Annotated in this window: 36 protein-coding genes; 16 read left to right on the forward strand and 20 right to left on the reverse strand. The window is 66.2% G+C overall.

The window, feature by feature from the left end; genetic code table 11:
- Positions 1-20: 20 nt before the first annotated feature.
- From JHY01_RS17745 to JHY01_RS17755, 3 genes are all read left to right on the forward strand, one after another.
- Complete coding sequence (locus JHY01_RS17745; protein ID WP_205327001.1) at positions 21-1,220, forward strand: RNA ligase; 1,200 nt, start codon at positions 21-23, stop codon at positions 1,218-1,220.
- Between the two features lie 398 nt (positions 1,221-1,618).
- On the forward strand, positions 1,619-1,843 hold the full coding sequence (locus JHY01_RS17750; protein ID WP_205327002.1) for a hypothetical protein: 225 nt from the start codon (positions 1,619-1,621) through the stop codon (positions 1,841-1,843).
- 31 nt (positions 1,844-1,874) lie between these two features.
- A complete protein-coding gene (locus tag JHY01_RS17755; protein ID WP_205327003.1) occupies positions 1,875-2,381 on the forward strand; it encodes a hypothetical protein in 507 nt (168 codons plus the stop codon).
- A gap of 105 nt (positions 2,382-2,486) precedes the next feature.
- Here JHY01_RS17755 and JHY01_RS27815 read toward each other — a convergent pair whose 3' ends face one another.
- On the reverse strand, positions 2,487-4,259 hold the full coding sequence (locus JHY01_RS27815) for a TROVE domain-containing protein (protein WP_307814493.1): 1,773 nt from the start codon (positions 4,257-4,259) through the stop codon (positions 2,487-2,489).
- A 304-nt stretch (positions 4,260-4,563) separates the two neighbouring features.
- Entirely contained in the window at positions 4,564-5,346 is a 783-nt protein-coding gene (locus JHY01_RS17765; protein WP_205327004.1) for a DNA polymerase beta superfamily protein, read from the reverse strand.
- A gap of 142 nt (positions 5,347-5,488) precedes the next feature.
- Between JHY01_RS17765 and JHY01_RS17770 the strand changes: the two genes are divergently transcribed.
- A complete protein-coding gene (locus JHY01_RS17770) occupies positions 5,489-6,001 on the forward strand; it encodes a DUF6221 family protein (protein WP_205327005.1) in 513 nt (170 codons plus the stop codon).
- 331 nt (positions 6,002-6,332) lie between these two features.
- Here JHY01_RS17770 and JHY01_RS17775 read toward each other — a convergent pair whose 3' ends face one another.
- The 6 genes from JHY01_RS17775 to JHY01_RS17800 form a co-directional block, all read right to left on the reverse strand.
- Positions 6,333-6,746: a hypothetical protein gene (locus tag JHY01_RS17775; protein ID WP_205327006.1), complete on the reverse strand. Its 414-nt coding sequence runs from the start codon at positions 6,744-6,746 to the stop codon at positions 6,333-6,335.
- Positions 6,747-6,755: 9 nt separating this feature from the next.
- Positions 6,756-6,983 carry a hypothetical protein gene (locus tag JHY01_RS17780; protein WP_205327007.1) on the reverse strand — a complete coding sequence of 76 codons (228 nt, stop codon included), beginning with the start codon at positions 6,981-6,983 and terminating at the stop codon, positions 6,756-6,758.
- A 366-nt stretch (positions 6,984-7,349) separates the two neighbouring features.
- Positions 7,350-7,703, reverse strand: coding sequence for an ead/Ea22-like family protein (locus JHY01_RS17785; protein WP_205327008.1), 354 nt, complete (start codon positions 7,701-7,703; stop codon positions 7,350-7,352).
- A gap of 23 nt (positions 7,704-7,726) precedes the next feature.
- Complete coding sequence (locus JHY01_RS17790; protein WP_205327009.1) at positions 7,727-8,071, reverse strand: hypothetical protein; 345 nt, start codon at positions 8,069-8,071, stop codon at positions 7,727-7,729.
- A gap of 99 nt (positions 8,072-8,170) precedes the next feature.
- Positions 8,171-8,590, reverse strand: a complete 420-nt coding sequence (locus tag JHY01_RS17795; protein ID WP_205327010.1) for a hypothetical protein — start codon at positions 8,588-8,590, stop codon at positions 8,171-8,173.
- Positions 8,587-9,138 carry a hypothetical protein gene (locus tag JHY01_RS17800; RefSeq protein WP_205327011.1) on the reverse strand — a complete coding sequence of 184 codons (552 nt, stop codon included), beginning with the start codon at positions 9,136-9,138 and terminating at the stop codon, positions 8,587-8,589. Before JHY01_RS17800 ends, JHY01_RS17795 begins: the two co-directional genes overlap by 4 nt.
- A 37-nt stretch (positions 9,139-9,175) precedes the next feature.
- Between JHY01_RS17800 and JHY01_RS17805 the strand changes: the two genes are divergently transcribed.
- The gene (locus tag JHY01_RS17805) at positions 9,176-9,625 is read left to right on the forward strand and encodes a hypothetical protein (RefSeq protein WP_205327012.1); all 450 of its coding nucleotides are present in this window, start codon (positions 9,176-9,178) and stop codon (positions 9,623-9,625) included.
- 50 nt (positions 9,626-9,675) lie between these two features.
- On the opposite strand, the gene JHY01_RS17810 is transcribed toward JHY01_RS17805, so the two are convergent.
- The 3 genes from JHY01_RS17810 to JHY01_RS17820 all read right to left on the reverse strand — a co-directional run bounded on the left by JHY01_RS17810 (position 9,676) and on the right by JHY01_RS17820 (position 11,549).
- Positions 9,676-10,131: a hypothetical protein gene (locus JHY01_RS17810; RefSeq protein WP_205327013.1), complete on the reverse strand. Its 456-nt coding sequence runs from the start codon at positions 10,129-10,131 to the stop codon at positions 9,676-9,678.
- Between the two features lie 66 nt (positions 10,132-10,197).
- Positions 10,198-10,818: a hypothetical protein gene (locus JHY01_RS17815; RefSeq protein WP_205327014.1), complete on the reverse strand. Its 621-nt coding sequence runs from the start codon at positions 10,816-10,818 to the stop codon at positions 10,198-10,200.
- A complete protein-coding gene (locus JHY01_RS17820) occupies positions 10,815-11,549 on the reverse strand; it encodes a hypothetical protein (protein WP_205327015.1) in 735 nt (244 codons plus the stop codon). The genes JHY01_RS17815 and JHY01_RS17820 overlap by 4 nt, the downstream gene beginning before the upstream one ends.
- 397 nt (positions 11,550-11,946) lie before the next feature.
- Between JHY01_RS17820 and JHY01_RS17825 the strand changes: the two genes are divergently transcribed.
- The gene (locus JHY01_RS17825) at positions 11,947-12,150 is read left to right on the forward strand and encodes a hypothetical protein (protein WP_205327016.1); all 204 of its coding nucleotides are present in this window, start codon (positions 11,947-11,949) and stop codon (positions 12,148-12,150) included.
- Between the two features lie 55 nt (positions 12,151-12,205).
- On the opposite strand, the gene JHY01_RS17830 is transcribed toward JHY01_RS17825, so the two are convergent.
- From JHY01_RS17830 to JHY01_RS17860, 7 genes are all read right to left on the reverse strand, one after another.
- Positions 12,206-12,868 carry a GIY-YIG nuclease family protein gene (locus JHY01_RS17830; RefSeq protein ID WP_205327017.1) on the reverse strand — a complete coding sequence of 221 codons (663 nt, stop codon included), beginning with the start codon at positions 12,866-12,868 and terminating at the stop codon, positions 12,206-12,208.
- Positions 12,865-13,122, reverse strand: coding sequence for a hypothetical protein (locus JHY01_RS17835; RefSeq protein ID WP_205327018.1), 258 nt, complete (start codon positions 13,120-13,122; stop codon positions 12,865-12,867). The genes JHY01_RS17830 and JHY01_RS17835 overlap by 4 nt, the downstream gene beginning before the upstream one ends.
- A 148-nt stretch (positions 13,123-13,270) precedes the next feature.
- Positions 13,271-13,606 carry a hypothetical protein gene (locus tag JHY01_RS17840; protein WP_205327019.1) on the reverse strand — a complete coding sequence of 112 codons (336 nt, stop codon included), beginning with the start codon at positions 13,604-13,606 and terminating at the stop codon, positions 13,271-13,273.
- A 314-nt stretch (positions 13,607-13,920) separates the two neighbouring features.
- The gene (locus tag JHY01_RS27820; RefSeq protein ID WP_205327020.1) at positions 13,921-14,361 is read right to left on the reverse strand and encodes a leucine zipper domain-containing protein; all 441 of its coding nucleotides are present in this window, start codon (positions 14,359-14,361) and stop codon (positions 13,921-13,923) included.
- Positions 14,358-14,630, reverse strand: coding sequence for a hypothetical protein (locus JHY01_RS17850; RefSeq protein WP_205327021.1), 273 nt, complete (start codon positions 14,628-14,630; stop codon positions 14,358-14,360). The genes JHY01_RS27820 and JHY01_RS17850 overlap by 4 nt, the downstream gene beginning before the upstream one ends.
- Before the next feature lie 423 nt (positions 14,631-15,053).
- Positions 15,054-15,851, reverse strand: a complete 798-nt coding sequence (locus tag JHY01_RS17855; protein WP_205327022.1) for a hypothetical protein — start codon at positions 15,849-15,851, stop codon at positions 15,054-15,056.
- On the reverse strand, positions 15,848-16,648 hold the full coding sequence (locus tag JHY01_RS17860; RefSeq protein WP_205327023.1) for a hypothetical protein: 801 nt from the start codon (positions 16,646-16,648) through the stop codon (positions 15,848-15,850). Before JHY01_RS17860 ends, JHY01_RS17855 begins: the two co-directional genes overlap by 4 nt.
- A gap of 417 nt (positions 16,649-17,065) precedes the next feature.
- Here JHY01_RS17860 and JHY01_RS17865 point away from each other — a divergent pair, with 417 nt between their 5' ends.
- Complete coding sequence (locus JHY01_RS17865) at positions 17,066-17,512, forward strand: helix-turn-helix transcriptional regulator (protein WP_205327024.1); 447 nt, start codon at positions 17,066-17,068, stop codon at positions 17,510-17,512.
- A 92-nt stretch (positions 17,513-17,604) separates the two neighbouring features.
- Complete coding sequence (locus JHY01_RS17870) at positions 17,605-18,015, forward strand: hypothetical protein (RefSeq protein WP_205327025.1); 411 nt, start codon at positions 17,605-17,607, stop codon at positions 18,013-18,015.
- A 44-nt stretch (positions 18,016-18,059) separates the two neighbouring features.
- On the opposite strand, the gene JHY01_RS17875 is transcribed toward JHY01_RS17870, so the two are convergent.
- Positions 18,060-18,665, reverse strand: a complete 606-nt coding sequence (locus JHY01_RS17875) for a hypothetical protein (RefSeq protein ID WP_205327026.1) — start codon at positions 18,663-18,665, stop codon at positions 18,060-18,062.
- 326 nt (positions 18,666-18,991) lie between these two features.
- On the opposite strand from JHY01_RS17875, the gene JHY01_RS17880 reads away from it, so the two are divergent.
- From JHY01_RS17880 to JHY01_RS17915, 8 genes are all read left to right on the forward strand, one after another.
- Positions 18,992-19,408, forward strand: a complete 417-nt coding sequence (locus tag JHY01_RS17880; RefSeq protein WP_205327027.1) for a hypothetical protein — start codon at positions 18,992-18,994, stop codon at positions 19,406-19,408.
- 65 nt (positions 19,409-19,473) lie between these two features.
- Positions 19,474-20,289, forward strand: coding sequence for a hypothetical protein (locus JHY01_RS17885; protein WP_205327028.1), 816 nt, complete (start codon positions 19,474-19,476; stop codon positions 20,287-20,289).
- Between the two features lie 85 nt (positions 20,290-20,374).
- On the forward strand, positions 20,375-20,632 hold the full coding sequence (locus JHY01_RS17890) for a hypothetical protein (RefSeq protein ID WP_205327029.1): 258 nt from the start codon (positions 20,375-20,377) through the stop codon (positions 20,630-20,632).
- 3 nt (positions 20,633-20,635) lie between these two features.
- The gene (locus tag JHY01_RS17895; RefSeq protein ID WP_205327030.1) at positions 20,636-20,968 is read left to right on the forward strand and encodes a hypothetical protein; all 333 of its coding nucleotides are present in this window, start codon (positions 20,636-20,638) and stop codon (positions 20,966-20,968) included.
- A gap of 89 nt (positions 20,969-21,057) precedes the next feature.
- Complete coding sequence (locus JHY01_RS17900; RefSeq protein ID WP_205327031.1) at positions 21,058-21,879, forward strand: protein phosphatase 2C domain-containing protein; 822 nt, start codon at positions 21,058-21,060, stop codon at positions 21,877-21,879.
- Between the two features lie 37 nt (positions 21,880-21,916).
- Positions 21,917-22,888, forward strand: a complete 972-nt coding sequence (locus JHY01_RS17905) for a hypothetical protein (RefSeq protein ID WP_205327032.1) — start codon at positions 21,917-21,919, stop codon at positions 22,886-22,888.
- A gap of 17 nt (positions 22,889-22,905) precedes the next feature.
- Complete coding sequence (locus JHY01_RS17910; RefSeq protein ID WP_205327033.1) at positions 22,906-23,820, forward strand: endonuclease/exonuclease/phosphatase family protein; 915 nt, start codon at positions 22,906-22,908, stop codon at positions 23,818-23,820.
- Positions 23,821-24,034: 214 nt separating this feature from the next.
- On the forward strand, positions 24,035-24,334 hold the full coding sequence (locus JHY01_RS17915; protein WP_205327034.1) for a hypothetical protein: 300 nt from the start codon (positions 24,035-24,037) through the stop codon (positions 24,332-24,334).
- Between the two features lie 339 nt (positions 24,335-24,673).
- Here the strand turns inward: JHY01_RS17915 and JHY01_RS17920 are convergent, their stop codons facing one another.
- Positions 24,674-26,488: an ABC transporter ATP-binding protein gene (locus tag JHY01_RS17920; RefSeq protein WP_205327035.1), complete on the reverse strand. Its 1,815-nt coding sequence runs from the start codon at positions 26,486-26,488 to the stop codon at positions 24,674-24,676.
- Positions 26,489-26,607 lie beyond the last annotated feature (119 nt).

A 26,607-nucleotide genomic window follows, 5' to 3' on the forward strand; every position in this document is an offset into this window, starting at 1 on the left:
ATGCGAAGGACGCCCCAGTCATGCTCGCTCTTTCTACTGTCCTTGATGGACTCAACGATGCGATTCGAGACGGTCTCGTTACCGCTCGGTGGCACCCCACGCTGCCGTTGACCGTGTACAACTACACGAACGCCTGCCAGTACGCGTGGGCGTGGACTCCGATCACGACCGCTGCCCGTGGCCTGGTCATTGACGACCACGGGCAAGTCGTTGCTCGCCCGTGGGCGAAGATCTTCAACGCACATGAGCACGACCGCGGCCATGCTTTCGCCCCGCCGCTGCCGGACGAGCCGTTCGAGGTGTACGAAAAAGTCGATGGGTCCCTCGCCATCATCTTCTGGTACCAGGGCGCATGGCGGGTCGCCACGCGGAGCACGTTTGAGTCCGCGCAAGCGCAATGGGCGCAGGCGTGGCTTGACAAGTCCGACACCAGCCGCCTGATCCCTGGCGTCGTGTACCTCGCCGAGGCCGTGTACCCGCTCAACCGGATCGTGGTCGATTACGGCCCGCGTGAAGACCTCGTGCTGCTCGGCGCGACTCGTTCGGACGGGTCGGAGTTGCGACTTGCGGAAGCTGCCGAACACTGGCAGGGGATCGGGTCAGTCGTTACGGCGTTCCCGCCGGTGACGTTCCTGGAGTTGTCCCGGCGAGCCGCCGCCGGTCTTGACCTGACTGGTAAGCCCGTGACCGGCATCGAGTCGGAAGGCTGGGTCATCCGCTACGAGTCCGGTCTGCGCGTCAAGGTCAAGAACGAAGACTATGTGCGGCTTGCCGCCGTCGTCGGCGAGATCGGCACTGAGGACGTGTGGCGGTGGACAGCAATCGCTAAGTTCGGCCCGCACTTCCCCGTGAAGGTGCTCGCCAGGATGCTTTCCTGCCCGTGGTCGGACATTCTCGACCTCGACGGTGACTTCGAAGCCCCCTCACGAGCGGTCATCGAGCAGATCCCCGACGAGTACTACCAGCAGTACCGCGACGCTGTCACCCGGTTCGAACAAGAGGCCAGCGCTGTGGTGGAGACCTTGCGGAGCGAGTTTGACCGGCTGCGGCATTTGACCGACCGGACCGTGTTCTCGGCTGAGGTGCGGAAGATACCGGACCCTACTGTCCAGCAAGGCCTGTTCCTGCTCTTTGACGGCCGCGACCGGTCAGTGGAACTGCATGCGTGGAAAGCCGTACGGCCCAAACCTGAGCGGCTGTTCCGCACGTTCAGCTCCTAGCCCCTGCGCCTTTGCGGCCCTGCCCGTTTCGACGGGCGGGGCCGCGCCCATGACCAACTCCCGATATGAGAAGACCGCTGCCAACCATGACTCGCACACCAGCTTCTGCCGCTCGAGCGGTTCGTCTCGGACACTGCGCCGGAACACTGCTCAGCCCCGCGCTCGCTGCGGCCGCCGCCACCGAAACCGCCGCTGCCCTCTGGCCAGCGCTTCACCTCACGCTCGGCCTGGCCCAATGGGCGCTCATCGCCGCTGGGCTCATCACGTACGCGACCGTCGGCCGCGCCCACGCGACCGGTGGTCCCTGTCGGCGCTGCACCCGGCGCCCCGCGGCCGGCACGCGCTGGCACCGGTTCGCGGGCACCCTCGTACAGGCGCTCCTCCGCAGCATTGCGCGCGTGCACCAGCGCACACGCATCCCCGTGAACTTGTGGACCGTCACGGCCGCGACCGGCGCGTCAGCGCTCGCGCTTATTGCGGTACTCACCTGGATCGTGCCCGGATTCGAGTTCGCGATTGTGCTCGCATTGTTGGGAGCCACCATCACGGCGCTCCGCAGTAACGATCCCGCCGCCGCTGTTCCCGAAGACGCAAGCGACGCAATGGCAACAGGTCGGCTCTGAATCCGCGGACGCGCTCGGTAAGGTCGTGGACATGAACGTGCACTTCACTCACCCGTCCGTTCCACCGCTGCATCGCAAGCTCAACCGCGAGGTGAGCCACCGCCTTGCAGTGATCCTGTTTACGGACGGAGACGGGCACGGTTTCGGAGTCGTCGAGGGAAACACCGGCAACTGTCTCGCGTGGGACGGCCTCTACCGGAACGAGGACGTGCCCTCCACGACACCGCTCGACGAGCTCGACTGGGAAACGTGGGACGACATGAGTTCCAAGCTCGTGTTCAAGACGCAGCGTCCCTGGCTTGCCGGCCCGCTCGGCTTTTGGCTGATGCCGTCCTACAGCGTCGCGAAAGAAGCCGCGGAGCTTGTGAGCAGCTGGGCCGATGACCGCATTGGCGAGGGGCGCCACCATGCGAGTTCGACGCTGCGCTGCTACCTCCCGCTGACCGACGAAGCCGCATACGAGGCGCATCTTGCAGCCGAGGACGAGCGACACCAACGGATCCGTTCGCATCTGGCTGGCGGTCCGAGCGAAACCTGACCGCACGCCCGCCGGTAGCGCGCCGAACTAGGACGCCAGCGAACGCAGCGGGCCTTGCACACCACGAGGTGTGCAGGGCCCGCTCTCGTCTGCGTCTAGCTGTCGCTAGAACGGCCAGGTGGCGTTCCGCCCGGACTCAAGCAGGCCGATCAAGCGGAAAGCCGCGTCCGAGAAACCGCCGAACTCGTGCCGGTTTCCAGACCCGGTCGGCATGGCCGCGTTCGCGTACCCGACCAAGTTCCACCCGTAGACGGGGATGTTCGCCGGGACTGCCGAGTTCACGTCCCGCCCGTAGTACCCGGACATCGTCTGCATGTCCGACAGCAGCACCACGCGGTCATGCCCCTTGAACGAGCGACGCATCGACTCGCCAATCTCGGTGCCGTGCCCGACTTCACCGACGCGCTTGCAGAACCGCTGCACCTCCTGCAGGACCGACCCTCCCTTGGGAATGTCATGCCGGAACGTGCCGGAAGCGAACCCGACAAGGTCAACGTTCGCGCCCCGATAGGCAAGCGCGACACCGAACAGTGCCGCGGCCTGCACCGCCGACACCTGCGACCGCGCCGACAGCTTCGCCCCCATGGACGCGGACGTGTCCACCAGGACCAAGGTCCGGCCGGGCAGCGCGGGGATGTTCTCGCACGCCGTGTCCAAAGCCCGCTCGAGCGCATGCCCCCACCGGAGCGACGGCGCAGCCAGGTACGCGGACAGGAACCGGAACGGCAACTGCCGCGACCGGCGAACCTGGTCAGGGTCGGCGATCCGCGCGGCCAGCGTCGCCGCCGCAGCGTCGGACACACCGGCTTCGTCCATGGCCCGAAGGTTCCGGATCGCGGCCATGTAACCCATGGACGGCATCAGGGCCTCCCACAGTCGGGCCTTGTCCACGCTGTCACCGGCGAGCGACAGCGCGTCCTCCCACGTGAACCCGGCGGCCTTCAACCGGTCCGCGTCCAGCAGGACACGCAGGTTGTCGGCAGCGTCGGCGCGCAGCTGCCGGTTCGCAGCGATCATCTCCAGCGACTGGGGCAGCGGCACGTCATTGTCGAACCGGCGGTTCTGCAGGAACGCGAACAGGTCGTCCTGGCGGGTGTCACCGGGGACCGCATGCACCCGGTTGAGGACGTCAGCGAACCGGAGGCCCTTCGATGCCGTGTCGTACTTCAGTGCCGCGTACTCGGTGTACAGCCGCCGGGTCGCGTCCGCGATGCCGCGCTTGACGGCTTTCGGCTCGTTCCGGCCGAACCGGGAGTGCCAGTACGCCAGGAACTCGCCGGGCTCGTCCGCGCGCTGCAAGACCGAAGCGACGATCTGCCGCGGCGTCGACGGCACTACCGTCGCGCTGAACTCGTCGTCCAGGTTGAGACGCACCTCCTGGTACGCGGCAGGGTTCGCGATGAGGGCCTTGACGGCCTCGGCTGCGCCAACGAGAGACGCCGACCGCATGTTCGCGCCGTTGCGCAGCCACGCGAGGAACCGCACAGTCCACTCACGGTCGACTAGAACGACGTCGCGGATCAGTTCAGCGAAGCGGGAGTCGCGGTCGCCCGCAGGCTCATAGAAGGTGGCTTCGCCGACCATGTTCGAGACCGCAAGCAAGAAAAGTTCCGACTTAGCGTCCCGCGCGAAGCCGGGACCGCCTTCGAACGTGGTCGTGGACGGGGTCGTCTCGGTCCGGACCGGGGAGGTCACCGCGGCGCGCGTGGTCGGCTTGTTGAACTTTGCCATAGGAAAAGGGGGTCCTTCCGCATAGCGGGAGGACCCCCTTGTTGCCATAGTGGATGCCCGAGAATAAGTCGGCGCGGGGAAACGTAGCGCTCTAGGCCACTGAGCTACCCGCCCTTGCGGGCGGGCCGGGATTCGAACCCGGGTCACTCTCTTAGCAGGAGAAGTAACCCGCGCCTGCGCACCGGGCATCCACTATGCAAAGGTCAGTCCTCCCGAGAATTAGGCGGCCACGGGTGTATCGCGTCAATACCAGAAATTGATGAAGTATCCGTAACCTTCGCACCGGGAGGCGCGTCTCCAAGTTTAACGCACTGTACCTGTTGCAGGCCAAGGGATATTCGCGAATGTAGTCGCGACTACACTTTGCACAGTGTTGCACTGCAACGACAGTGCAGGACGGAGCATCAACCGAGCGCGTCACTGCGTATGCCGCATCGCCCGGTTGAAAACCCTAGGCAGCATCCCAGTGGCGACGGTGCGCTGCCACTGCCCAAGCCGACACGCGCTCCACATCGGCAGAGGGACGCAACGGCGTCCGACTGGCGTCCAGTGCCGCGGCGGCTCGCGCGCGAAGGTCAGCGACCTCAGCGAACACGTCCTCGAGGCTGACGCCGCCGGTCTTGATCGCCAGCGCCCGCTCTCGGTCAGGGGACCGCATCGGGAGGGTCAACGTGCCGTCTTCGGCAAGTTCGACTGCTTCGGCGCCGAGCCGGTAGGCGTGACTGGCGGCTTTCACGTCGAAGCCCCACTTCTCGATCAGTTCGGTCCGGACGGGGATGCGGTGCTTGCGGCCTTCACCTTTGAGCTGGTCCACTTGACTGTCGAGGAACCCGAGGAAACGACGGACGGCCTGCTGGGACACGACCGCGGGCGCGAGCGCTCGGAGTTCCCCGCCGAGCTCCGTCGACGCATACACCGACGATTCGGGTGCGTACAGGGGCACGAGCAGGTTCGGGTTGCCGGCGACGACCAAGGTGAGGAATTTCCGCAGACTGTAGATCGTGCCTTCGGAGTCGTCGGCTTGCGACCGGTGGCCTTCCGGCTGGTCGCGCCACACGTACTGTTCGATCGCGCCGGCGAGGCCGATGACATGCTCGGCCGGTTCGATGAACACGCCGATCTCATCCCGGTCGCTCACCCCGGGGATCGCAAGGCCGTGAACGCCGGACCCGTCGAGGGTCCGCAGGATCGTGTTCGCGCGGGCGATCGCGCCGCGGTCAGTGTCGGTGGTCAAGGTGGTGATCCGTTCTGATGGGGCAGAGAGTTGACGGTAGTCGCGGGGGGAGCAGGCATCGCGACCAAGTTTCGGCCGTTCGGCTGCCGCCCTTGTCGTCTCGGGGGAGTACGCGTGGCGCATTCGCCCGGAGAATGGTCGGATGGATATCGAGGCGTTCATTCGCGCGGAGATCGACGCTAATGAAGCGTGGGCGCTGGCATGCTCGGTCCCACCGGTTGAAGGGCAGGACTTGGTCAGCGGCGGTGTGCACTGGCAGTGGGTTCGCGGTCCTGAGGAAACGCCGATCCCCGTGCCGCGGATGCCGCCCGACGACACCGAGTTGCCACTTGCCGAGTACGGCACCTTGGTCTGGCTTGCAACGAAGGAAACCTGGCCAGTAGAGGACCCTGAAGGAGAAACCGTGGAAGTGACAGGCGGCTACTCGGCCGGCATCCACGACTTGGACCTCGCCGCGGCCGCGAGCATCGCCCGCTACGACCCCGCACGTGTCCTCGCCGGCGTCGCGACCAAGCGCGCCCTGCTCGAGCTGGTGCTTGCCGACCAGAACGCGAACGGTGGGAAGAACTCGGACGCCTGGAACCAGGTGATGCGCCTCCTGGCGTTGGAGTACCGGGACCGTCCGGAATACCGGAAGGCGTGGGCGCCGCGGTAGCGCTTCGCTGCCGTGAGCGCGCGTATCTGATCGCCGCTTCGTGGTCGGTGGGGCGGGGTACGGTCGCGGTGTTGCGCCGGACGGAGATCGCAAGGGACTCGCGGCCATGGAGGGCGGGTATGGAAGGTCCCCGGCAGCCAGCTCGGAACTGGAATGAAGTCCGTGTCCCCGCCCTCCACCTTTCATCGCATCGGGCGGCGCCAGGTGTGCTTCCATGAGAGCTTGAGCTTCAAGCTGGTTGCATCGACGGGGTCTTTATGCAGGTCGTTGCCCGCTTCGACAGTCATTGCGGCCTTTCAAGTAGCTTTCAAGCTGTTCCTGTGCGGCCCGGTCACGGCTCCGGGTTGATGATCGCGAGCGTGCCGTCGTCGAACAGTTCACTGTCGACCATGACGTGCTGGTAGCTGCCGTTCGTGGCCACGAGCGTCCACCGGTGGTCTTCGGCGGTTTCCGGCTCGATGAGCGCACGCTGCTGCAGGCGCGTTGCCAGCGCGATGGCGATTTGCAACGTGGCCAGGCCGCCAGTGTGGGCGGCGAACGCGTCGAAGCCTACGAACTCGGCAGACACCCCTTCCATCGGTGAGGCGGCGACTTGCGCGATCCCTGGGCTGGTTGCCGGTGACGTGAACTGGCGGCCGTTCCAGGTTTCGATCTGCTCGAGCGGTACCGCGAACGCTTCCGCGGCAGCTTGCGCGAGCGTGGACAGGTCTACTGGGTCGATGAACATGACGGTGCAGGTCGACATCGGTCCTCCTTACTGGTGCTTGCGTTCGATGGCGGCCAGGTAGCCGTCCACGGTTGCGTCCGACAGTTCGAGCGCGTCGCAGATGCGCGTGATGCCGATGCCTCGCTCATGCCGGAGCCACCATGCGGCGGCGGGCCGTTCGTGATCCGGTATCGGCACCGACAGGTCCCCGTTGAGACGCCGGTCGAGCGCGACCGTGTCGACTGGCCCTGCCGGGGTGACCGCAGTGAGGCTCATGCACGCTCCCGCGCCGCGGTACGTTCGATGACGAGGGTCGCGCGGAATGAAGTCAGGTTCATGTGGTCTCCGGAATGAAGGAAGGCACCTCGGTGGGGCACATGCCCAGCAGCGTCGCGAACGCGAGCGCTTTCGCTGGGGTTGGTTCGTGCAGGGTCACGCGGTCGTAGCCGTGGTGCAGTGTGAGCGTCCACTTGCCAGGCTGGGACCGGTCGAGTTCGACGGTGTAGTGCCCGGTCCCCGTAGCTGCCCAGTAGTACCAAGTGCTGTAGCCGACGCTGTCGCTGTCGCGGTAGTACCCGGCTGCGCGGGCGGCGGCGCGAAGGCCCGCCCACGTGGGCGGTTCCGAGCGATCCTCAGTGCTGGTCAGTTCGCGTTCTCCCGGTGCAGGGCTCGGGCGTGGTCGTATCCGACCCAGTTGTCGACCCCCGCAGCTTCCAGCGCGCCGAGGAACGCCGTGTCGGCTTCCAGTTCGGTGATGCGGGAACGGAGCCGGTTGCATTCGTCGAGGAGCGCCGGGATGTCGTCGCGGGCGTGGGCGATGAACTCCGCGTCGCGTTTGAAGAAGCCGTGGTGTGCGCTTCGGGCGGGGCCGGTGATGTCATGGTCAACGTAGCGGCCGTGACCGCCGGAGACGACGGTCCACGGCCCGGGGGAGGCGTTCTCCGAGCGCGCGCGCATGGCGGCGAGGTCGGTCAGGGGGATTGCTGTGGTGGTCATCGGGTTCCTCTGCTTTCGTTGGTTTACGGGGTGCCGTTGGCATGTCCGTGGCATTCGCGAATGGAATCTCGCAGACGGTCGCGGTCGTCTTCAAGGTCGACGTATTCGAGTTCGAGCTGGTGCGTGCGTTCACGGGCCGCCTTGAGTTGTGCCGTGAGGTCAGTGATAGTCGTCGCCGCGTTCACGCAGTGGGTGAGGGCCGCATCTGCGCCGGGGTGGTCGCCGAACGCGGCGATGACCGTGCCGTCAGCGGCGACGATCAGGCGGACGGTCGCGCCGGTGCTGGTGCGGGCCACGACGGGTTGCCACGTGTCCGGTGTGGTGCCGGCGGGGCCGCCGGAAGCGGTCGTCTCGCGTGTGGTGTGCAACGGGGTGGTCCCGATCGTTAGAATCCATTGTGGTGCTTCAAGTTTACCCAGTTAGAGGTCCATTCGCGTTGCTCTCTCAGTGTTGTAGTGCGATCGTGGTCAGGTCGTTGTTGCGCCCGTCGACGCGAGACCGTCGCCCTGGTCATCCTCAGGGGCGTAAGCGTCAACATGGTCGTGTTCGCACGCTTCGATAGAGGCCCACAAGCGGGCGTTGTCGACGTGGAGGCTGTCGCGTTCGTTCATGACCTGATGCCAGTGGTTCTGGGACCGGATGTCGCTGCCCCGCATCCACGCAAGGAGCCGCGGAGCGTCAGTGAACGCGGTGAACATGCTGTCCATGCCAGGCAGGTCGGTGAAGCTCGCGACGACGCGGCCGGTGTGGTCGGTCAGGAGCCGGATCGTGGTGCCGTCCGTGTGCTCGTGCACGATGGGGATGAGGCCGGTGCCCTCGTAGACCAGGTCGCGGATAGCTTCAGCGTTGGCCTCGCAGGCGTCAGTGTCGTAGCCGTTCTCGATCATGCGGCTCTCACCATCTCGGACGCGGCGCTCGCGGCCGGGGAGTCGGATGAGGCTTCGTTGCGGGTGCGCCACACGGCCCGCCTGGCTGCCGTGATCGCCTCGTCGAAGCCGTACTCGGTGAGCATTCGCCATCCGATCGCGGTCACGGCCGCGTGCTCGCCGTCGACTTCAATCCAGCCGCGGTCGATCATGGCCCACGTCGTGTTCGATGCCGTCCATGTCGAGCCGTACCCGACGCGGAGACCGCGGCCGCGGCGGACGTCGATCCGCGGCAGGTACGCGATGCGTCGCAACGCCGCCCACGTGCCCGCGGTCGGAGCGGAACGGACCCACCGCGGCCAGTACCGGATCAACGCTCCGCCGTTCCCGTACGTCCAGAACGTCCGCCACTGGTCGATCGCGACCGTGCCACCGGCCTTGTCGACCGCCGCGAGCGCCGCCGCAACCTCAACCGTTGCCAGCGGCCGTTCGACGGAACCAGTGCTTGACGAGTGCGCTGTCCAGGTCGTACGTACGCACTGGCCGATCATGCTGCTGCTGTTAGCCACGGTCGCCGTCCAGGCCGTACCGGCCAGGGGCACACCCATGTCCGCCTCTGGCGAGCACCTGCTCGTCGGGGTCGAACTTGTTGGCGAAACCGCGCAGGACCCTCTCGGCATATCCACCGTCCAGTACAGCGCCAACGGCTTTGCGTCTCACAGCGTCGTGTTCCAGGACCGAAGCGGCAGCGCGAAGCACGATCGCGGCAATGTGCGGCGCGGCAGCGGCGACGCCAGCGCGGGCGAGCACGCCGTCAGCGAGACATTCGCTCGCGCCTGCTTGCTCGATCGCTTCCTCAATCGCGCGGTGCGCGGCGTCTTCAGCCCAGGTGAGCTGTCGCGGTTCGGCCCGGATCGCGTCGTGCGCGATCCGGACGGGAGAGTCCGCAGTCGTGTACGGAAGACTTTCCACCTGGTTCCTTTCGTCGTGTTTCCTTGCGCTGCTTCAATTCTAGTCGACCTCGACGTGCGTTTTTGCTGCTCAGGCGGGTTGTAGTCGCTTCGATGTTGGATCGTTGTCGACGCGCGCGAACAGGTCCTGAGGGGTTAAGCGCTCGCGGCCGCGAGCCGGTGGGCCAGCATCAGGTACCCGATCGCGGTCACGGTCCCGCGGCCGCCGGTCACGGTGACCCAGCCGCGGTCAATGAGCATCGCCGAACCCACTGCGTCGATTAGCCTGCCGGTCAAGCGGAGCCGGATCTGCCCGAGCCGGTCAAACTCTCCTGTGAAAGCGGGTGCGTCCGCGACACGTGCGAGCAGTTCCCACTGCCACGGCAGCGGACGAACACCGACGTGCGCAGGCGTGAACGTGACCCGTTCGGCCGGGTCGCTGCGGTCGATGACGATCCTGCGGTCGGCGTCGACGGTGATGGCTGCGCCGACATGTTCGGCTTCGGTGATCTCGTGGCACGCGAGCGCAGTGTTGATCTCAGCCCGCCCGGTCCGGTTCGAAAGGCGGACCCACGTGGTTGTGCTGTTGACGTCGTCAGGGTCGTGGCGCATGCGGTGGTGTCTCCAAGTGAGGTTCTCGGTCGGACGCGGGACGGCCAGGTGGCCGCCCCGCGTGGCCTATTCGGCGGGTTGGGTGTGGCGTCGTGTCTGCAGAAGCCGCGCGGTGTCGATGACGGCCTGGCCGAGCGGCGCGGGGTCGCTGCTGCGTTTGCGTGTCGCGCGGTGCGCGGCCGCGGCAGCCGCGGCACGATGGTCACGCTCCCGATCAGGTTCCACAGCTGCCGGGGCCGCAGCCGCTTTCCGGCGTTCAGCGAGAGCAGCGTCAATGAGCGCTCGCCCACGGCGGATGCGATCGACAGCTGTCGCTGCACCGAGCTCCGGCCGCGGAACGCTTGCAGTGGTGACAGGCCCGCGCAGCAGCGCACGCACGCGTTCGCCGTAGTCGGGTGCGTCAGCGGGAACAGCTCGCAACGCCGCCTGCAACGCCGCCCCGGCGCCGGGGCGTTCACGCATGAGCCGCCTGCGGTCCTTGACGCGGGCGATCACATGGCCGACGTTCATGCGATTTCCGGGCTCCTTCGCCACTTGCTCCATGACGGCCCAGCGCGCTTCGGCCAGCGTGACGCGCTCCCGCTGCAGGGCGGCGAGCCACAACGCGATGTCGTCTTTCGCGACAGTGCGCGCGTCAATGCCGGCGATGACCGCGAGCAGGTCGCCGACTTCATCGGGGGCGATCACGCGGGCCTGCCTTCGGAGTCGATGACGTGCCCGCCGCCCGGCCACGCCGGTGGGTCGATCCCGGCGGGGCCCGCATCCATGTCCGCTTTGAACGCCGCTACGGCCTCGTCGATTTCGCGGCGTCGACGAACCGCGAGCGGTTCGGTGCGCTGCAGCAGGGCGTGCTGCGAGGCGCGGTCGACCGGTTCAGGTGCGTTTTCCCAGCAGCGGTTGTGCAGCCACGTCTTCGCAAGCTTGGTGTACTTCGCGTCTTCGCCTTCGCGTTCAGCGCGGTACCGTGCCGCGCCGGCAATGATGACTTCCGGGTCGACGCCTTCAGCGACGCGCTGCGTCCACTTGTCCCACGCCGCCTGCTTGTCACGGCGGCGCGGGTACGCCGCCCAGAATGCGAGGAACGGCGCATCGTACGGAACAGGTGCTGCGCCTCCCCGGCGGTCGTCCTCACCGTCTGACTGCTCGTCTGGATCAGCGAACTCGTCGACCAGGGCGCTGTTCGGCTCCAGGGGGGTCACGTCCTTGAGCCCGCGAATGAGGTTCTTGCCGAACGCGACCGTCCGCGAATTCCACGTCACTCGCTGGCGCAACTGTGCAACCAGCGCATCCACCGTCCAGCCGCGGTCGAGGAGAGCGCCGGTCAAGGTCCGAATGTCGGCGACCTCTTCGGGTTTCGTGAGCCTCGCCCGCTGCGGCGCGCCGTACACGCCTCGGACGACGGCGCGGATCGTCGCCACCCGGTCCGCTTCAGACGTAGCGGGGTCTGCGTTCGCGGCGGCGGAGCCGTCGTCGACACACACACCTGGTTCTACTTGCTCTGGTTGTAGTTCCCCTAGTTCTACTTCGTCCCCCGTGGACGGGGGGAGGGCTTCCCCAGCTCGGCGGGGGAGGGGTACCCCCGTGGAGCGGGGGAGGGTCTGTTCTCCTCCCTGTTCGGACCCTTCCCCCGTGGAGAGGGGGAGGGTGCCGGAACCCTGTCGCTTCGCGCGTTGCCGCTGCCGCCGGGCCTCATCCCACTCGCTGATGTACAGGAAGCCTCTGTAGTCGTCAGGGACTGTCGTCTCGATCTCGTACACGTTCGTCAGGTTCGCCCCGTCCGCGCCCCAGCGGCGCTTCGGCTCCGACACTGCGCCCATGGCGATGAGCGCATTCAAGTGCGGGTCGACCGATTCGGGCTTCTTCAAGCCGATGAACTCGGCCATGGCGGCTTTCGACGGCCAGACCGTGTACCGCTGGTTCGCCTCGTCCACGTGCGCACGCAGGTACAGGTACAACTCGGTCGACTTGGCAGTCTTCAACGGGTGCATGGCAATCCAAGCCATGGTGATGACGAACTGAGGACGGCCGGGTTTGATCCGCCCTCGGTACTCGACCACTGGTGCAAGGTCGGTCATCACCGTGACCCGCCTTCCGAATGGCGACCGAGCATCGGCGCCGACACCTCGTTGTCTTCCCAGATGCGGGCCTTTCGTGGAGCTGGCTCGACCCGAACGGTGGCCCATTCGGTGATGACCCCCCGCCGGTTGAACTTCGGTGCTTCGTCCCTGATCGCGAGTGCTTCGGCGATTGCGGCCGCTCTACGGCCGATGAACTGCGCTTCAGCACAGTGGTCGAACTCATCCCACCAGCGGCTACGTGCCTGGTGTGCCTTCATCCGCTGCTGAAGGTCCTTGGTCATGCCGACGTACAGCAGATCTCCTGCGGCATCGAAGCATCGGTAGACGGTGTGCAGTCGGCCTTCCGGTTCCCAGGGGTCGATGGGCTCGGGGACGGGTGGTTCACCGTTCGGCGTCAGAATGTACTCGACCTGATGGTTGCCGCCGTTCTCGTCGCTGTACGCAACGCGGAGAAGGAAACGGCGCTCTTGAAGCTTCCGGAGAGCCTTGCTCGCGCGAGTTTGTCCCATGTCAGGAATGTGGTTTCGCAGCTCGCTGACGGTGACAGTGCGACCAGCCGCATGAGCCTCCATGATTTGCAGTGCCACTGCAATCTCCTCCGCGGTGAGGCGGGCTTGCGTGAACGCTCGCGGCACGTGGATCTCGTTTGACTCGTTCACGACTGGCCTCCGTTCGCGGCTTCGGTCAGCTCGTCGACCTCGTCAATGAGCGCGGTGACGGCGTACTGGAGGGCGAGCACGCCCGGAAGCGCGGCGAGCGCATGATCGGGGCGCTCCGCGAGGTACACGCGGGCTTCTTCGCGCAGGTATGCTCGTTCGTCCTCAAGGTCCATGATCTGGTTGAACAGGCCCTCGGCCCACGCTTCGATCGCGCTGGCGTCCAAGGGCGGGGGAGTGGATTCCGTGCCGGTCACTGCCCACCGCCAACCGTGAAGTGCAACGACATATCTCTTACGCGAGGTATACGCTGGCGCGTCGGACGGGTCGCGGCCCGCGCCGCCCGGGGAAGGAGAAAGGAGGCCCCTTCGGGGCCGCAGCCATGAAAAAGCAGGTCACGGGCCATCATTGAGGGAACACCGCCTCGTGTCCGTCGACGGACACCCCAGCATCAGCGGCGATGATCGCGGGGATCATCTCGAGGTCGAACAGGAACTGCACCACCCGGCGCAGCTGCTCACGACTGCGGCGCGGGACGCGGAGGTCGCGCGCGAGCGCGCCCAACGTGACCGGTTCGCCAGCGCCGACGCGGCGCACGAGGGCCGCGTACACAACGAGCGCGAACCGGTTCCCGGTGGCCGCCAACGCCATCGTGACGGCACCGGGCACGGCGACGCAGTCGTCGTCAACGACAGCCGACAGGGCAACCGCTTTGCCCCAAGATTCCAAAAATGTCTGCATAGGTGGGTCTCCTATTGGGTAGGGGAGACCGGCGACGCGGCCCTTACGGGCTCCATCGACAGCGCACACACGTACCGGAGTGCGCTATCGTCAGTAGGGCGAACAGGCCGCTCGGTTGGCCTGTCGCCACGTCGCACGGGGAGCTTCCTTAGGCTCTTCTCCGTGTTCGGAAGGTCAAGCGTTGGCGCGCTTGACCTTCGTCATTTTCTCCCCAAAGTCTACAATCGAACGCCGACGCTGATCTCCGCAAAGACCTTGCGCGGCAACAACAATCAAGCAACACCAGGGCGTGCCGGACACCCCGATGCTCCCGGTCAAGGCACCGTGTGCACGCCGCCCGCTTCGAACGTCGCCGGCCAGCCGTACCGGCACACGTCGCTCACGCTGATCCCGAACCACCGTGCGGTTTCCGCCGCGGTCCAGTCCTCGTCGTACGTCCGCCGGATCAGCACCTCACGCCCGTGCAGGCGCGCTTTCGCCCACCGGCGACGGTCCGCAGCCCGCTGCATGAGGGCCGTTTCACCAAGGCCTTCCTCATCGCCGGGGACCGGCACGACCAGGGCCGTAGCGACCGCGAGCCCTTCCCGGGACGACGGCGCTGCAGTGAAATCCCACCGCGGTTCGCACTCGAGCTCGACGCCGTCACCGAGGCACGCGAACGCGAGCAGGTCACGAGCCCTCGTGGCCGCAAGCGACATCGGCAAGTCCGCGTCAACCGGGAACAGGAACCGGCGCAGCGCCGGCGCGGCCGTCACCGGCCCGCCCCGGCGGCCACCGGGGCCAAGTCGATCTGCAGGAACAGCGTGCTCGGATCCGCTGGCGTCGCCTCCACCGTGACGTCGACGACGTCGAGCGCGTCGGTGGGCGCGAGCAGCGGATGAAACGCGGCCCGGTGCTCGTCGCGATGCTCGATCGCCCAGTCGTGCACCGACGACGCGAGTGTCGACTTGCGGTAGGCGTTGCACGGGCATTCAGCGATCCACGACCCGCTGGCCTTGTACACCTTGATGTGTTCGGTTGTCATTCGTGCTCCGAAGCGAAAGTTGAGGGAAAGGAGAGGGCGCCTAGTACGGCGGTCACGCGCTCACAGGTAGTGCTGTTGGACCGCCGAGCCGCACGAACGGGCCCGTACCGGTTGGGTTGCTGCTCAGTGGGATGAGCGCCGGCAGGTAGTGGAAGACGGACCAGTGCCGTGTGGTCCACCCGATCGCTTCAGAGAAGGTGTCTTCGGCATGCAGGTGCTTGTGGACAGCGCAGTGGACGAACCACCGTCTGTCCCTTTTGCGGATCCGAATTGCAGATGCAGGTTTGTGGGTCATGGGTGTGCTCCGAAAGGGTTGGGGATGGGAACACCGGTAGGTAGGTAGGCGGTGCTGGACCGGGAGGATCAGTCCGCTCCGTACAAGGTTGAGCCCCGGGGCGGGCACGCGGCCCGCCCCGGAGTCAGTCAGCCGGAACCTTCGGCAGTGACGGCCTCAGCCTCCACGCTGGGCACGTCCACTGGCGTCAGGGCCGGTTCAGGAACCGCAGCTGGAGCCTTCCGCGACTTGCGCGCCCGCTTCGGCTGCTCGTCCGGCTCGACGTCAAGCATTTCCTCAGTCGAGTAGTGAATACCGCCGAGCGCGTCCGCAGCCGTCAACCGGCAGCATTCACTCGTCGCACGCGCCACAAGCATGTTCTGCGGCATGTTCTGCCAGTTCGACTTGCCTGTCAGGCGCAGCTGCGCGGCCCGTTCGAACGTCCACACGGACACTTCGGGGTCCAGGTCGAACTGGCCCTTCCGCCACCCGTGCACGACCGCGCGTTTCGGCGTTGCCTCCACCAAGTGGATGCGGTGTCCGGCCGCTTGCAGCAACGCGCGCATTGACTCGGCTTTGAGCGTCGGCGTTCCCTGGATCGGGACGATCGCCCTGATAGCCGCCATTGGCCGCATGCCCAGTTCAAGGCCCGTCAGGATCGCCGCCGTTACCTCGTACGGCATCTCCCGATACTGAGCGGGCACGAACGACGTGGCCGCAAGCTTGACCGACATGCGGTAAATCTCGGAGGCGTCCGAGACCCACTGCGCCATCGGCGACACTGCGGCAGCAGGGACCGCCGGGTTGGCCAAAGCCGCTGGCCGTTCCAGGACGGCAACCGCGGCCGCGGCGACGTTGGACTCATCAGGGTTGGACTCGTCGGTGGGATGCTCCACGGGAACCGGTTCGGGGACCAGCTCGACGGTGGTCGCCAGTTCGTCGCTCACGCTTCCACCTCCGCAGCGAAACCGGAGCGGACCGGCGCCCCGATCCAGTCGGCTTTCTGCACGGTCTTCATCTGGTGGTAGAGCCACACGAGGTGCTGCATCACCTGCCACACGATCGGGCCCGCGTTCAGGTCGTACACGTGCCAGCCGCCGTGGTCCTGCAAGTGAAGGACTTGGACCGCTTCGATGCCGAGGTCGGCAACGGACTGCTCGTCGCCGGCGGCGTCGACGTAAATCTCCGCGTTGCGGTACGCGTCGAGCTGCAGGGCGACTTCGACGTAGAGCGAACGGCCGGTCTTGAAGTCCAGCAGGGTGCGCACGCCGTCAATGTCGGCGATGAGGTCCACCGTTCCTGCGTACCGCCAGGTCCGGTTCGCCACCGACTGTTCGATAAGGACCGGGACGGGCTGGACCTCGCGGTGCCAGTCCAGGAACGCCCGCATGTATCCGGCGATGTCCGGCGCGGCGATACCGCCGGTGCCGTGGCGGAGGAACTTCTCGGCGGCATGGTGCACGCGGGTGCCGCGTGCGGCCGCGGCGCGCTTGTACTGCTCGGGAACGGCCGCGAGCTCGTCGGCGGTTGCGAACAGGGACGTGACGTCGCCGGTGTGCTCGTACGCTTCCCACGCGTCGAAGGCCGCTTCGGCGACTTTGGCCGCGGCCCAGTCGATCAGGCTCGGTTTGGCGAGTGTCTTGTCGAGGATCGTGGTCACGCCGGGCACTTGGCGGCCGTCGAGATAGTAGGCGTGCCAAGCCTTTCCAGTGGTGGACGTGTAGTCGTGTCGTTTCAGGCCCACGCGGGGCCTCCCGGTTGTACTGGGGGGACACCCTGCTGTCGCGAATGTGACAGCACGGTAACCCGCCGGGTTCGGCTAAGGTAAGGCTTCACGGCATCCTCTCGGTGAAGTCGAGTTGATTGCCGGGCGAGCCGCGGACTGCAATCCGCGGCGCGCCCGTACTCAAGGTAGGTATCTCCCTTGTGGTCCGGTCTGACCGGACCTGGTGGGCCACAAGGGAGATGCGTTCGAGTGATGCAACCGTACCGCTTGTCGGTGGTGCGTGCATGACCCGGAATGTCGTTAAGTATCAACCGAAAGTATGAATCGTTGCACCTCACTCGGTGTGCGATCGGTTTGAGGGTAGACCTCGGCCATGTAGGGGCGTAACGTTTCCTGAATCAGGAAGTGTTACGAGGATACAGAGGATACGAGATCGTGACGGACGGTGCAACCCAGTACGGGCACCAACCCACCGACCCGCGGTTCATCGAAGCATGCCCGACAATCAACAACTGGATCCGTGCCGTCGTCGTTTCTCACCGAGACCGGTTCGGACACTCGCTTGAGGATCTGTCGAAGCTGACCGGTGTCCCCCGTCCCATGATCTCCAACTGGCAGCGGACCGGTGGCCACCGGCCACGCAGCCAAAACCTCGTCCGGTTCTGCCTTGGGCTCGACCTCGACCCTGACCCCGTGTTGCGCCACTTCGGTTACATCGCCGCTCCCGGGGCGGTTCGCGCCCGCAAAGTCAAGGCAGCCATAGACGCGATCGAGGAGGTTCTCGCAGATCCGGACCTGCCGGCGGAGGAACGCCGAGAATACGAGCACCAGACACTCCTGTTGCTAGAGTTGGCTACCGGGATTAAACGAAACTCCCAATGAGACACTGCTCACGGGTGTAACCGTTCCCATGTGCCAAACGTGTCCCTATGGTGACAGTACATACCCCAAACCCACGTAGACCCTGGCTCATCATGACCATCGCCACCGGCGCGACCGTCATCTTCATCCTCTGCGCACTCCTGGCCCCGATGCAGAAGTTCGTCGCGATCTGGTGCACGCTTGCCGCCTGCTCCATCGTCACCATCATCTTCATGCTGTGCCTGCAGCTGTTCCTCTCCGAGGCCACCGCGCAAAACGCGGCCGTGCACGCCCGGCTCGACGAAGCCGACATGATCCACAGCGCCACGCAGTCACACGTGAACGACATCGGGAACGCGCTCGCGCAAATCCTGACGCGCCTTCCCGCAGGAACCATCGACGACGAAACGAGACGACGCCTCGACGAACTCGAAGCAGCCCAGTCGAGACTCCGCGGCGTTCTCGCCAAAACCGTCAGCGACGACCTGGCCCTCACCGCAACTGAGCCCGACGCTCTCACCTGAAGACGCACCGTCCCGCCGGCACCGGGACCTCGCGCACGCACGGCTCAGACTCGCTCGGGAACCGGTACACGCCGCGCCCACCCGCAATGCCCGCACACCAAAGCCGCCGCCCGGCCCTCCGCCTCCGGGATCAGCGCGATCGCAGGGACCCTCACCCGCTGATCCTCAACCCACGCCTCCGTCATCGACGCCTCGCAATGCGGGCACGCCGCACCCCAGATACGCCGCACCGTCTTCGACGGGTTCAGCAACTGCTCGATCCGGTCCGCCCACGCCCGAACGTCACCGACGAACCGAACAACGTCGTCTTCCCCGCGGCCGCTCACACGCTTCCCTGCCGCCTGCCACAGCGCCCGCACCTGCGCCACCCGGTCCAGCCCAGCGCACACGGCGCCCGCGTCCACATCGCATGAAGCCGCCCAGTCCCGCGCTGACTCGTCAACGGCCCGCCACAACTCGAACGCCCCCAGGTCGATCGGCGGCACCGAATGCGCGAACGACCGCAGCCCGTCCCCCGCCTCACCTGAGTTCGCGAGCGCGTCCGCCAGCTGCTCCAATTTCGCGGGCACGTGCGCGGCCTGGCCTCCGATCGTGACCGCAGCCGGGTCGCACAACGCCGCGACGGCCTCCGTGACCTCATTCGATCCCATAACGCCTCCTTGTAGACAGTGAGGCCACGGACCGTAACGCGCACAAGCGAAACCAGCAAGAAAGTTCATGACGAACTCTGCCGCACCGCAGGTCAAGGCGCCCAGTGCGACACACTGATCGGCCCTGGCACATCTACACGTCGGCGTATCACCTGAACGATCGGGCCTAGGGCGACGCTAAGTCGCCCGTAGGGCCGGTGAGGCCACCATCAATGCCTCGGTCCTCAGCGCTGTGCGCCAAGGCTGCAGCGGGTCTCAGCACATGGTGATTCTCAGGTAACGTCGAGTGCGGAAACCCTCAGCCGCGCAACACGACAGGACCCCCATTGCAACACGACGACCTCGAAACCCTCCGAATCCTCGATGACGCCACTCGCGCCGACATCCAACACATAGCCACCACTTGGAACCTCCACCCCGCCACCGTGATCCGTTCCATGATCCGGTCCGGGCTCGCCGTCGAGTCCCTGCCCTGCACCGCAGGACGCGAATCCGACCTCCTGTTCCACCTGACCGCCTACCTGGCAATGCACGGCTGGCAGCCCGGCCGCGTCCCCGACACCACCCAGGTCGCCGTCATCCTCTGGTACCACCCGACCGGACTTGCCGCCGCCGTCCCCGCCAGCGCCGACACCCCAGGCTTCTCCGACCTGTACCGGTCCGCTGCCGAACACATCGCCGAAGCAGAACAGCGACCCATCACCGCCCTCGCCGACGACCTCACGCCCGCACGCAGGACTTGAGGAGGCCCGCCCCGTAACCGTGTTGATACGCTCACAGCCGATCCGCGACGGAAAGGGCACCTCCGATGAGCGACACCACCACCGAGACGATCGACTGGGCATGGGCGGTCCTCGACCGCGTCATCACGCCGACGCAAACCGGTTTCAGGGAATCCCACACGGTCACGATCGCCACCGTTCCCGACCCGCGCAAGGCCGACTACCTCACCAGCCCCGAACATCTGATGAACGTCAGCGGCGACATCTACCCTGACTACCCAGTGCGCGAACACGGATGGGAAACCGTCAGCGACTTCGACTACCTTGCCACCACCGTGGTGAAGCCAGTCGACACGAACACCAGCTTCGGGATCCTCCCGCACTACCGCGCCGCCGCCCGCATCCGCCGCCAAGGCCTCGCCATCCCCAGCGGCGAAGCGGAAACCGTGCCGTACGGCAACGAACTTGCGGCGCTCTTCGCGCCCGGACACCTCCCGTCCTTCCTCGGCGGCGACAGCGAACACCCGCTCCTGGGGTCAGTCTCAGCGTCCCTGGACCTCCTCGGGGAAACCGCCGCGACCGGCATCCGGCATTGCGACCAGCCCTGGCACACCGGGCCCAACGCCGGCGACGACCCCGACTGCACCCACATGTTCATGGCCCGCACCACCGTCGACGCCTTCCACGGCTGGTTCCTTGAGGCCGTCCGCGAACACGGCTGGCCGATCATCGGCGTTGACCTGCTCCGGGTGTGCCACCTCGCCGCCGAGCAGGCCGCCGCCCACCCCGACGCGGCATTCCGAGCCGAATGCCTTGCCATCGCCCGACAGCGAGCCGCTGAGGGCACCATGGACCCCGACCACCTGGCGCTTCTTGAAGCGTCCGTTGTACCCGCGCCCTGATGCGCACCCGAAACGGCCGCCCCACGAGCCGCGAAAAACCCGTAAAATAGGTGCTGAACGCACACTGATCCCCGAGGAGCCTGCCGTGACTTTCCTGGACCGTTTCGATGCCTCGGCGGAGACCGCTGACGGCGGCGCGTACACGCTCCACCTCAACGGGAACGACATCGACGTGCGCCGCGGCGACGACTTCACGATCGACGGCACACGCATCGTCTGCGACGACAACGGACAGGTCACGATGACCAGCGGCGGCGGGAACCCGAAGTTCGAGAACAACTTTCAGCAAGCGCCCAAGCGCATCGTCAAAGCGGACGTCATCACCAACCTTCGCCTCGACTAGGTCATGTACACGTACCTGGTCGCGTTCGAAGGACGCAACGTCGCCACGGGAACCGCTCAGCTCATGAACTCGGTGACCACTGTTGGTGTTCCCGTGGACTCCCCCGAGCGGTACAAGGAACTCGTTCGCGCCATCCGCGTGGACCAAGCCAACCCTGATCTCGAGATTGTCATTCTCAACTTGCAGCTTCTCGGTGACCCAGCTGCGGAACAGATGCGGCTGCGGGTCGAGACCTTCGCCGCCCGGCACACCATGCCGTACACGGACGCGCTCGCGAAACTTGTTGCTCTCGGACTCAAGGCCGCCGACAACGCGAATGGTGAGGGCAGCGTCTAACTCCCCGCTTGACAGGCGCACCGGACCTGCTCCCCCGATCGGTCAGCATCCCCCAGCGAACCACGCTTCAACGAACGGAATCCCTGCCTGTGCGCATCACCGCTGCTACTGACCCCGGATCGGCTAAACCGAACGAGGACGCGTTCATCGCCAGCGAGCACGTCCTCGTTGTCGTCGACGGCGCCACGGCACGAACGGAAACTCGATGCCGCGAAGGCGTCAGCGTATACGCGTATCGGCTCGCAAGCGCGCTTGCGCACCACGCCGCTGACCGCAGCAAGTCCATGCAGGACGCGCTCGCGGCCGCGATCGGCGACGTGACCGCTATGCACGACCCCGCGTGCGACCTGACGTTCGACGGTACGCCGTGCGCGGTCCTCGCCGCAGCCCGCCCGAACGGTGACCTGCTCGAATGGATCGTGCTCGGGGATGTCACCCTCGCGATCGACCACGATAAGGGCCTGGACGTGCACCGGGTGACGCACCGGCACGTCGGTGAACGCTACCGGGACGAAGCCGACCGGTACCCGATCGGCGACCCCCGGAAAGCTGAAGTGCTCCTCCAGATGAAGCAGGAAGAGCACGCCTGGCGTAACCGCCCCGGCGGGTACTGGGTGGCCTCCACGGACCCGACCGTGGCCTACCAGGCCCTCACCGGCGCGGTCACGCTCGCGGACGTCACCTCAGTCGGGATCTTCTCCGATGGTGCTGCACGCCTGGCTGACCTGTTCGTCGAAACCGACTTCGATGGCCTGCTGGCCATGGCGGCAAAGTCCGGCCCGACCACGATCATCGACCGCGTCCGCGCGCTCGAACACGCCGACCCTCTCGGCGAGCGGTACCCGCGAAACAAACGCAGTGACGACGCCACCGCCATCTACGCAACCCTCAGCGCGCCGGGTGCCTCATGAGCACGCTCCGTTTCCGTCCCACAGGATGGGCCGCCGCATGCGTGAAGTGACCCTCGTCGTCCAGAACATCGGGCGTGGCGCCGGCGCCCTCGACGCGCACCCTGGCATGCCCCGAGAGATGATCGGCGCCCAGCGCTGGCCGATGCTTGTCGAGCGACTCAAAACCGTGACATGGACCGAACCGGACGGGACGGCCACTACGGTGACGCCGGCGCTCGTCGCGCTCAACGAATGCGAAGGATGGGACTGGGCCCGTCTCGAGACGGCCGCTGCCGACCTCGGACTTCAACCGCTCGGCATCTGCACCGAAGGCTCCGGGAACGCCCCCGCCATGCTGTACGACCCCGCCCAGTTCGGTGCCGACGCCGAATGGTTCACGAAACACTCGAACTCCTCCCATCACGGGCTCGGCCTTGCCGGCTTTGCAGTTCCCGGCCTCCCGGACGGGAAACGCCTCGGTGTGTGCGTCTCGCACCTGACGCCGTTCGACCCTGACGCCGCCAAAAGCGAAGCGCACCTGGTCGCCTGCCGCGCCTACCGGTACGGCGGATACGCAGTCGCCTTGGGGGACTTCAACTATCTGCCGCTCGTCGGCCGTCACAGTTACGACACGGGCCCGATGACCGCGTACAACTGGGCGAACCGGTTCCACTTTCCTCGAGCGTTCTACTGGCAGCCGACCGGACGCATCGGTAGGGCGATCCGCTCGATGCTGCTCAAAGTGCAACGACCGCGCCCGAACTTGAAGGTGGCCAAAGCGTTCCACGCGATGCGCCTAGGGGACGCCGCCGCACTCATGTACCAGCGCACCCGCAACAAGCAGTACCTGGCATGGACATGCCCGTCAATGCGCATCGACTGGATCTGCCTTTCCCCAGCACTCGCCGAAGCGCTCGTCGACTACCAGGTCATCACGAGCCCCGAATGGGCAAGTGACCACCATGCGGTCGCAGTCCGGCTCGACCTTGACCGGATCGACCACGCCAAAGCCAACTGGGACTACCACTAGACACAAGGGGATACCTCGTGGTGAAAGCTCCGACCGTACGGTTCGTCCTGCAGAACATCGCCCACGGCGGCTTCCGACTCACTGGGGGCGGCCAGGTGGAAGACGACCGCTGGCCTGAAGGGATCCTGCCGCGCCTCCAGTCCGCGGGACCGATTGACGTGCTCGCGTTGAACGAATGCCGCGGCTGGGAAACGGAGACGACCGCGCCCGATGGAACGGTCTACCGCCCCTACCTCGAACGCGCGCAGAAGGACCTCGGCCTCGAACTTGCCGGGATCACCCGCGTGCATACCTTGGAAGGTCAACCGTCCGTCATCCTGTACAACCCGGACACGATGGGCGACCTCGTCAACTTTGACGATCGGCACCGCGACCAGTTCTACCACGGGTACGGCATTGCCACGTGGAACACGCCCGGCCTCGAACAGCCGCTTTCCCTTGCCGTCTGCCACCTCGACCCGTACGACCGAGAACGGTCCAAGATCGAAGCGGCGAAACTCGCAACGCACGCCTACTACAACGGCCCGTACGCGTTCCTCGCCGGCGACTTCAACTCCAGCCCTATCACCGGACCTGACCCCGACATCGAGAAGATGCGGCCGTACAACCGCGCAAACCGGTGCGACTGGACGCTCGACGCTGCGACCGGGGAGCGGATCTGGACGCCGAACCGTGAAGTGGCACAACGGCTCCTGGACTACGAGTACTACGACACGGCCGTCCTTCATCACGAACGCACCGGCGACATGGCTGCGTTGGCGCGCACGGGGAAAACCGACCGTATCGACTGGGTCATGGCGTCCCGCGCACTGCGTGACACGGTCGTCGACTACCGCATGCTGACCGAACCGGCTGGGGCCAGCGACCACATGGGTCTCGCCGTCACGCTCGACCTCGCCAAATGCGCCCCTGCGACGTGGGCCTACGCATAATCGATCCGCACCTGACGGCCAACTCGCCGGAGCACCGCGCGCCCCGTTCGGGTCGCTGGATGCCGACCCGAACGTGTGGCGGGCCGAACATGTCCCAGCCGCGGCGGCAATCTGGGGCGACGCGCGACCGGTCCTGGCCGCCGCCGCGGCCAAGCCTGTGACCCACCGTCAGCCAGACCTGAGCGTAGGCAACTATTGCGACACAATGAGACCTATGAATCCCGACCACGACGTCCGCGCCAACTCGGTTTCCATGTACTTCATCAACATCGTTCTCGACGTTCTAAACACGGAACTCACCCAATCGAAACCCGGTGAAACAGTCCTGGGGAACTCCGGTTACAACCGGCTTCAGGTTGCCGCAGCCGCTGCTACCGCCGCGTTCCGCAAGGTCGGACACGAATCGCTGCACCAGCGAATCACCGACCTGACTGGCAGCAGCGACTGCTCAGCGGTTACTGAGGTCCGCGACGAACTCCTGGCCGTTATTACCGCAATACCACCGGCCGAATGAAGGAAACAATCGACCAATCCCCGTGGCACTAGCGAGCAGCCGTCACGGCGGGGGCAGAGCACCCCACCATGGCGGCGGCGCAAACTTCACGAACGGCCTACTGCTCGCGCTGGCCGATCAGCGCATCTTCAGGCTCAAACCGTTTCGCGGCCGCGGCCGCAACGTCTTCACGGTCAGCATCTGGAACGCCAGCAGCCCATGAACGCTCCAACGCACCCAGAACCTCCCCGAGCCGCGGGATCGGTTCAGTGTCCGTTCCCCGCACGCCGAACGAGGACCGGCAGTACCGCCACCACTGCTCCACCAAGTTCACCGCAGTTCGCGCCCGCACCGCTTTCGCTAGGGCAGATATGAGGCTGCTTGCAGGTCGAACATGGACGCGTATTTGCCGCCTCGTGCCATGAGCGTGCTGTGGTCCCCGGTCTCGATGATGCGGCCTTCCTCCAGGACGATGATCAGGTCCGCTGAACGCACCCCGGACAGGCGATGCGAGATGAGCACGGTGATCCCCTGCCCGGCCCGTTCCTGCAATGCGTTGAAGAGCTTTGCTTCGGCCAAAGCATCGAGCGCGGCTGAGGGCTCGTCGCAGATGAGGACGCCTTTCGCGTCCGGGTCGCGGAACAGGCCACGAGCTGCAGAGATCCGCTGCCATTGGCCGCCGGACAGCATCGTGCCGCCTTTGAACATTTTGGACAGGAGCGTGTCGTAGCCGTGGTCGAGTTTCATGATCATGTCGTGCGCGCCTGCGGTCTGCGCCGCTTCCGCGATCGCGTCCTGCTCCGCGTCGGCGTCGGGACGGCCGATCCGGATGTTCGTGCCCGCGCCGAGCGGCCAGTGGTAGATGATCTGGCCGATGACGGAGACGTGGCCGCGCCACCAGTCCGGGTCGACGAGCGCGAGGTCTTGGCCGTCCCACAAGATCTTGCCCGACGTGGGTGTGTACAGGCCTGAGAGAAGCTTCGCGAGCGTGGTCTTCCCGCTTCCATTCTCGCCGACGAGCGCGACCGTCTGCCCGCGTTCGATCTCGAGCGACACGCCTTCCAGGGACAGCGCGTCCGCGCCCGGGTAGGTGAACGACACGTTGTCGACCGTGATCCGCTCCGGTGACGGCAGCGGGCCCTCGACGGGCGCTGGCACGTGCCGGTGCGGTTGCGCGTCAATGCGTTCGTGCGTGGCTCTCTCGAACTCCTTGACCGCTTCGGCATACAGCGAATCCTCATACGTCGTGTTGATCGCGACCATCAGGCTCCGCATCGCGGCCCCACCAGACTGCAGCGCGACCACGGCGGCGGCCGCGGCCGCGAGCGGCACCATGCCAGTCCCGATCATGCCCAGCAGTGCCGCGTACACGCCGCCGAGCGCGACACCGGAAGCGGTACTTCCAGCGAGGCGCGTCCACGTCTGCTTCTGGATCACGGCGAAGTCCGCGGCCGTCTCGACAGCGACCATGACCCGGTACTGGGCTCGCAGCCACGGCCCGAGCTCCATGACGCGCACTTCGTCCGCCGTGTACTCCGACGCCATCAGCATCTCGTACACCCACATGCGTCGCCGCCGCGAAACCCGCGACCGGTTCGACGCGTACTGGAGCCGCGCGGACCGCACCGCGGCCCAACCAGAGGGGAGCGCCGCAAGGAACAGGAGCACGAGCAAGATCGGGTTCAGCACGACCAGGGCCACACCCACCGCTGTGACGGTGACGAGGGCGGTCACGAGGTCGACGGTGTCTTCGACCAGTTCGACGACCGCGCGCACGCCGCGCTGGCGGCACTGTTCGATGATGTCGGCGTACGCGTCCTCGTCCCATGCCGCGCGCGGCACTTGTGTGGACAGTTCGAAGAACCGCGCTTCGATCGCGTTCTGCACCAGGGGTGCGAGACGCTGCTGCGCCCACCCGGCCGCGAGACCGAGCACGGACCTGCCCGCGGTTGCCCCGGCGACCACGGCCACCGCAGGGAGCGCGGCAACGATGCGGTCCATGGTCGGTTCGGCCGCGAACAAGGTCGCGGTCACGTCCGCGACACCGAGCAGCGCCGTTGTCGTCAGCACGCCGGCGGCGAGGTTCAATCCGAGCGCGAGGACGGTGAGCCACCGGTTCGCGTCCCACGCGAGCGCGATCGCCTCAGCGGCAAGCGCAGGCAGTTTCCGCGCCATACGCCAAAACGAGGCCGATTCGGCTTCGGTGGCGTGAACATACCAGGCCGCATCTTCGAGCTCTGGAAGTTCTGCGGCTGCGGCTTCGGCCGCGGGTTTCGGTCGTCGCTGCCGTGGAA

Source organism: Glycomyces sp. YM15 (assembly GCF_016918015.1).
Taxonomy (GTDB): domain Bacteria; phylum Actinomycetota; class Actinomycetes; order Mycobacteriales; family Micromonosporaceae; genus Glycomyces.

What these genes read in the sequence shown, in the direction of transcription:
- JHY01_RS17885 (WP_205327028.1), top strand. Translation starts at nt 19,474, where the DNA reads ATGAGCGACACCACCACCGAGACGATCGACTGGGCATGGGCGGTCCTC.
- JHY01_RS17755 (WP_205327003.1), top strand. Translation starts at nt 1,875, where the DNA reads ATGAACGTGCACTTCACTCACCCGTCCGTTCCACCGCTGCATCGCAAG.
- JHY01_RS17920 (WP_205327035.1), bottom strand. Translation starts at nt 26,488, where the DNA reads ATGGCGCGGAAACTGCCTGCGCTTGCCGCTGAGGCGATCGCGCTCGCG.
- JHY01_RS17905 (WP_205327032.1), top strand. Translation starts at nt 21,917, where the DNA reads ATGCGTGAAGTGACCCTCGTCGTCCAGAACATCGGGCGTGGCGCCGGC.
- JHY01_RS17850 (WP_205327021.1), bottom strand. Translation starts at nt 14,630, where the DNA reads ATGACAACCGAACACATCAAGGTGTACAAGGCCAGCGGGTCGTGGATC.
- JHY01_RS17745 (WP_205327001.1), top strand. Translation starts at nt 21, where the DNA reads ATGCTCGCTCTTTCTACTGTCCTTGATGGACTCAACGATGCGATTCGA.
- JHY01_RS17875 (WP_205327026.1), bottom strand. Translation starts at nt 18,665, where the DNA reads ATGGGATCGAATGAGGTCACGGAGGCCGTCGCGGCGTTGTGCGACCCG.
- JHY01_RS17810 (WP_205327013.1), bottom strand. Translation starts at nt 10,131, where the DNA reads ATGCGCCACGACCCTGACGACGTCAACAGCACAACCACGTGGGTCCGC.
- JHY01_RS17795 (WP_205327010.1), bottom strand. Translation starts at nt 8,590, where the DNA reads ATGATCGAGAACGGCTACGACACTGACGCCTGCGAGGCCAACGCTGAA.
- JHY01_RS17870 (WP_205327025.1), top strand. Translation starts at nt 17,605, where the DNA reads ATGACCATCGCCACCGGCGCGACCGTCATCTTCATCCTCTGCGCACTC.
- JHY01_RS17780 (WP_205327007.1), bottom strand. Translation starts at nt 6,983, where the DNA reads ATGAGCCTCACTGCGGTCACCCCGGCAGGGCCAGTCGACACGGTCGCG.
- JHY01_RS17775 (WP_205327006.1), bottom strand. Translation starts at nt 6,746, where the DNA reads ATGTCGACCTGCACCGTCATGTTCATCGACCCAGTAGACCTGTCCACG.
- JHY01_RS17840 (WP_205327019.1), bottom strand. Translation starts at nt 13,606, where the DNA reads ATGCAGACATTTTTGGAATCTTGGGGCAAAGCGGTTGCCCTGTCGGCT.
- JHY01_RS17825 (WP_205327016.1), top strand. Translation starts at nt 11,947, where the DNA reads ATGGCGATGAGCGCATTCAAGTGCGGGTCGACCGATTCGGGCTTCTTC.
- JHY01_RS17895 (WP_205327030.1), top strand. Translation starts at nt 20,636, where the DNA reads ATGTACACGTACCTGGTCGCGTTCGAAGGACGCAACGTCGCCACGGGA.
- JHY01_RS17915 (WP_205327034.1), top strand. Translation starts at nt 24,035, where the DNA reads ATGAATCCCGACCACGACGTCCGCGCCAACTCGGTTTCCATGTACTTC.
- JHY01_RS17805 (WP_205327012.1), top strand. Translation starts at nt 9,176, where the DNA reads ATGTCCGCCTCTGGCGAGCACCTGCTCGTCGGGGTCGAACTTGTTGGC.
- JHY01_RS17785 (WP_205327008.1), bottom strand. Translation starts at nt 7,703, where the DNA reads ATGACCACCACAGCAATCCCCCTGACCGACCTCGCCGCCATGCGCGCG.
- JHY01_RS17770 (WP_205327005.1), top strand. Translation starts at nt 5,489, where the DNA reads ATGGATATCGAGGCGTTCATTCGCGCGGAGATCGACGCTAATGAAGCG.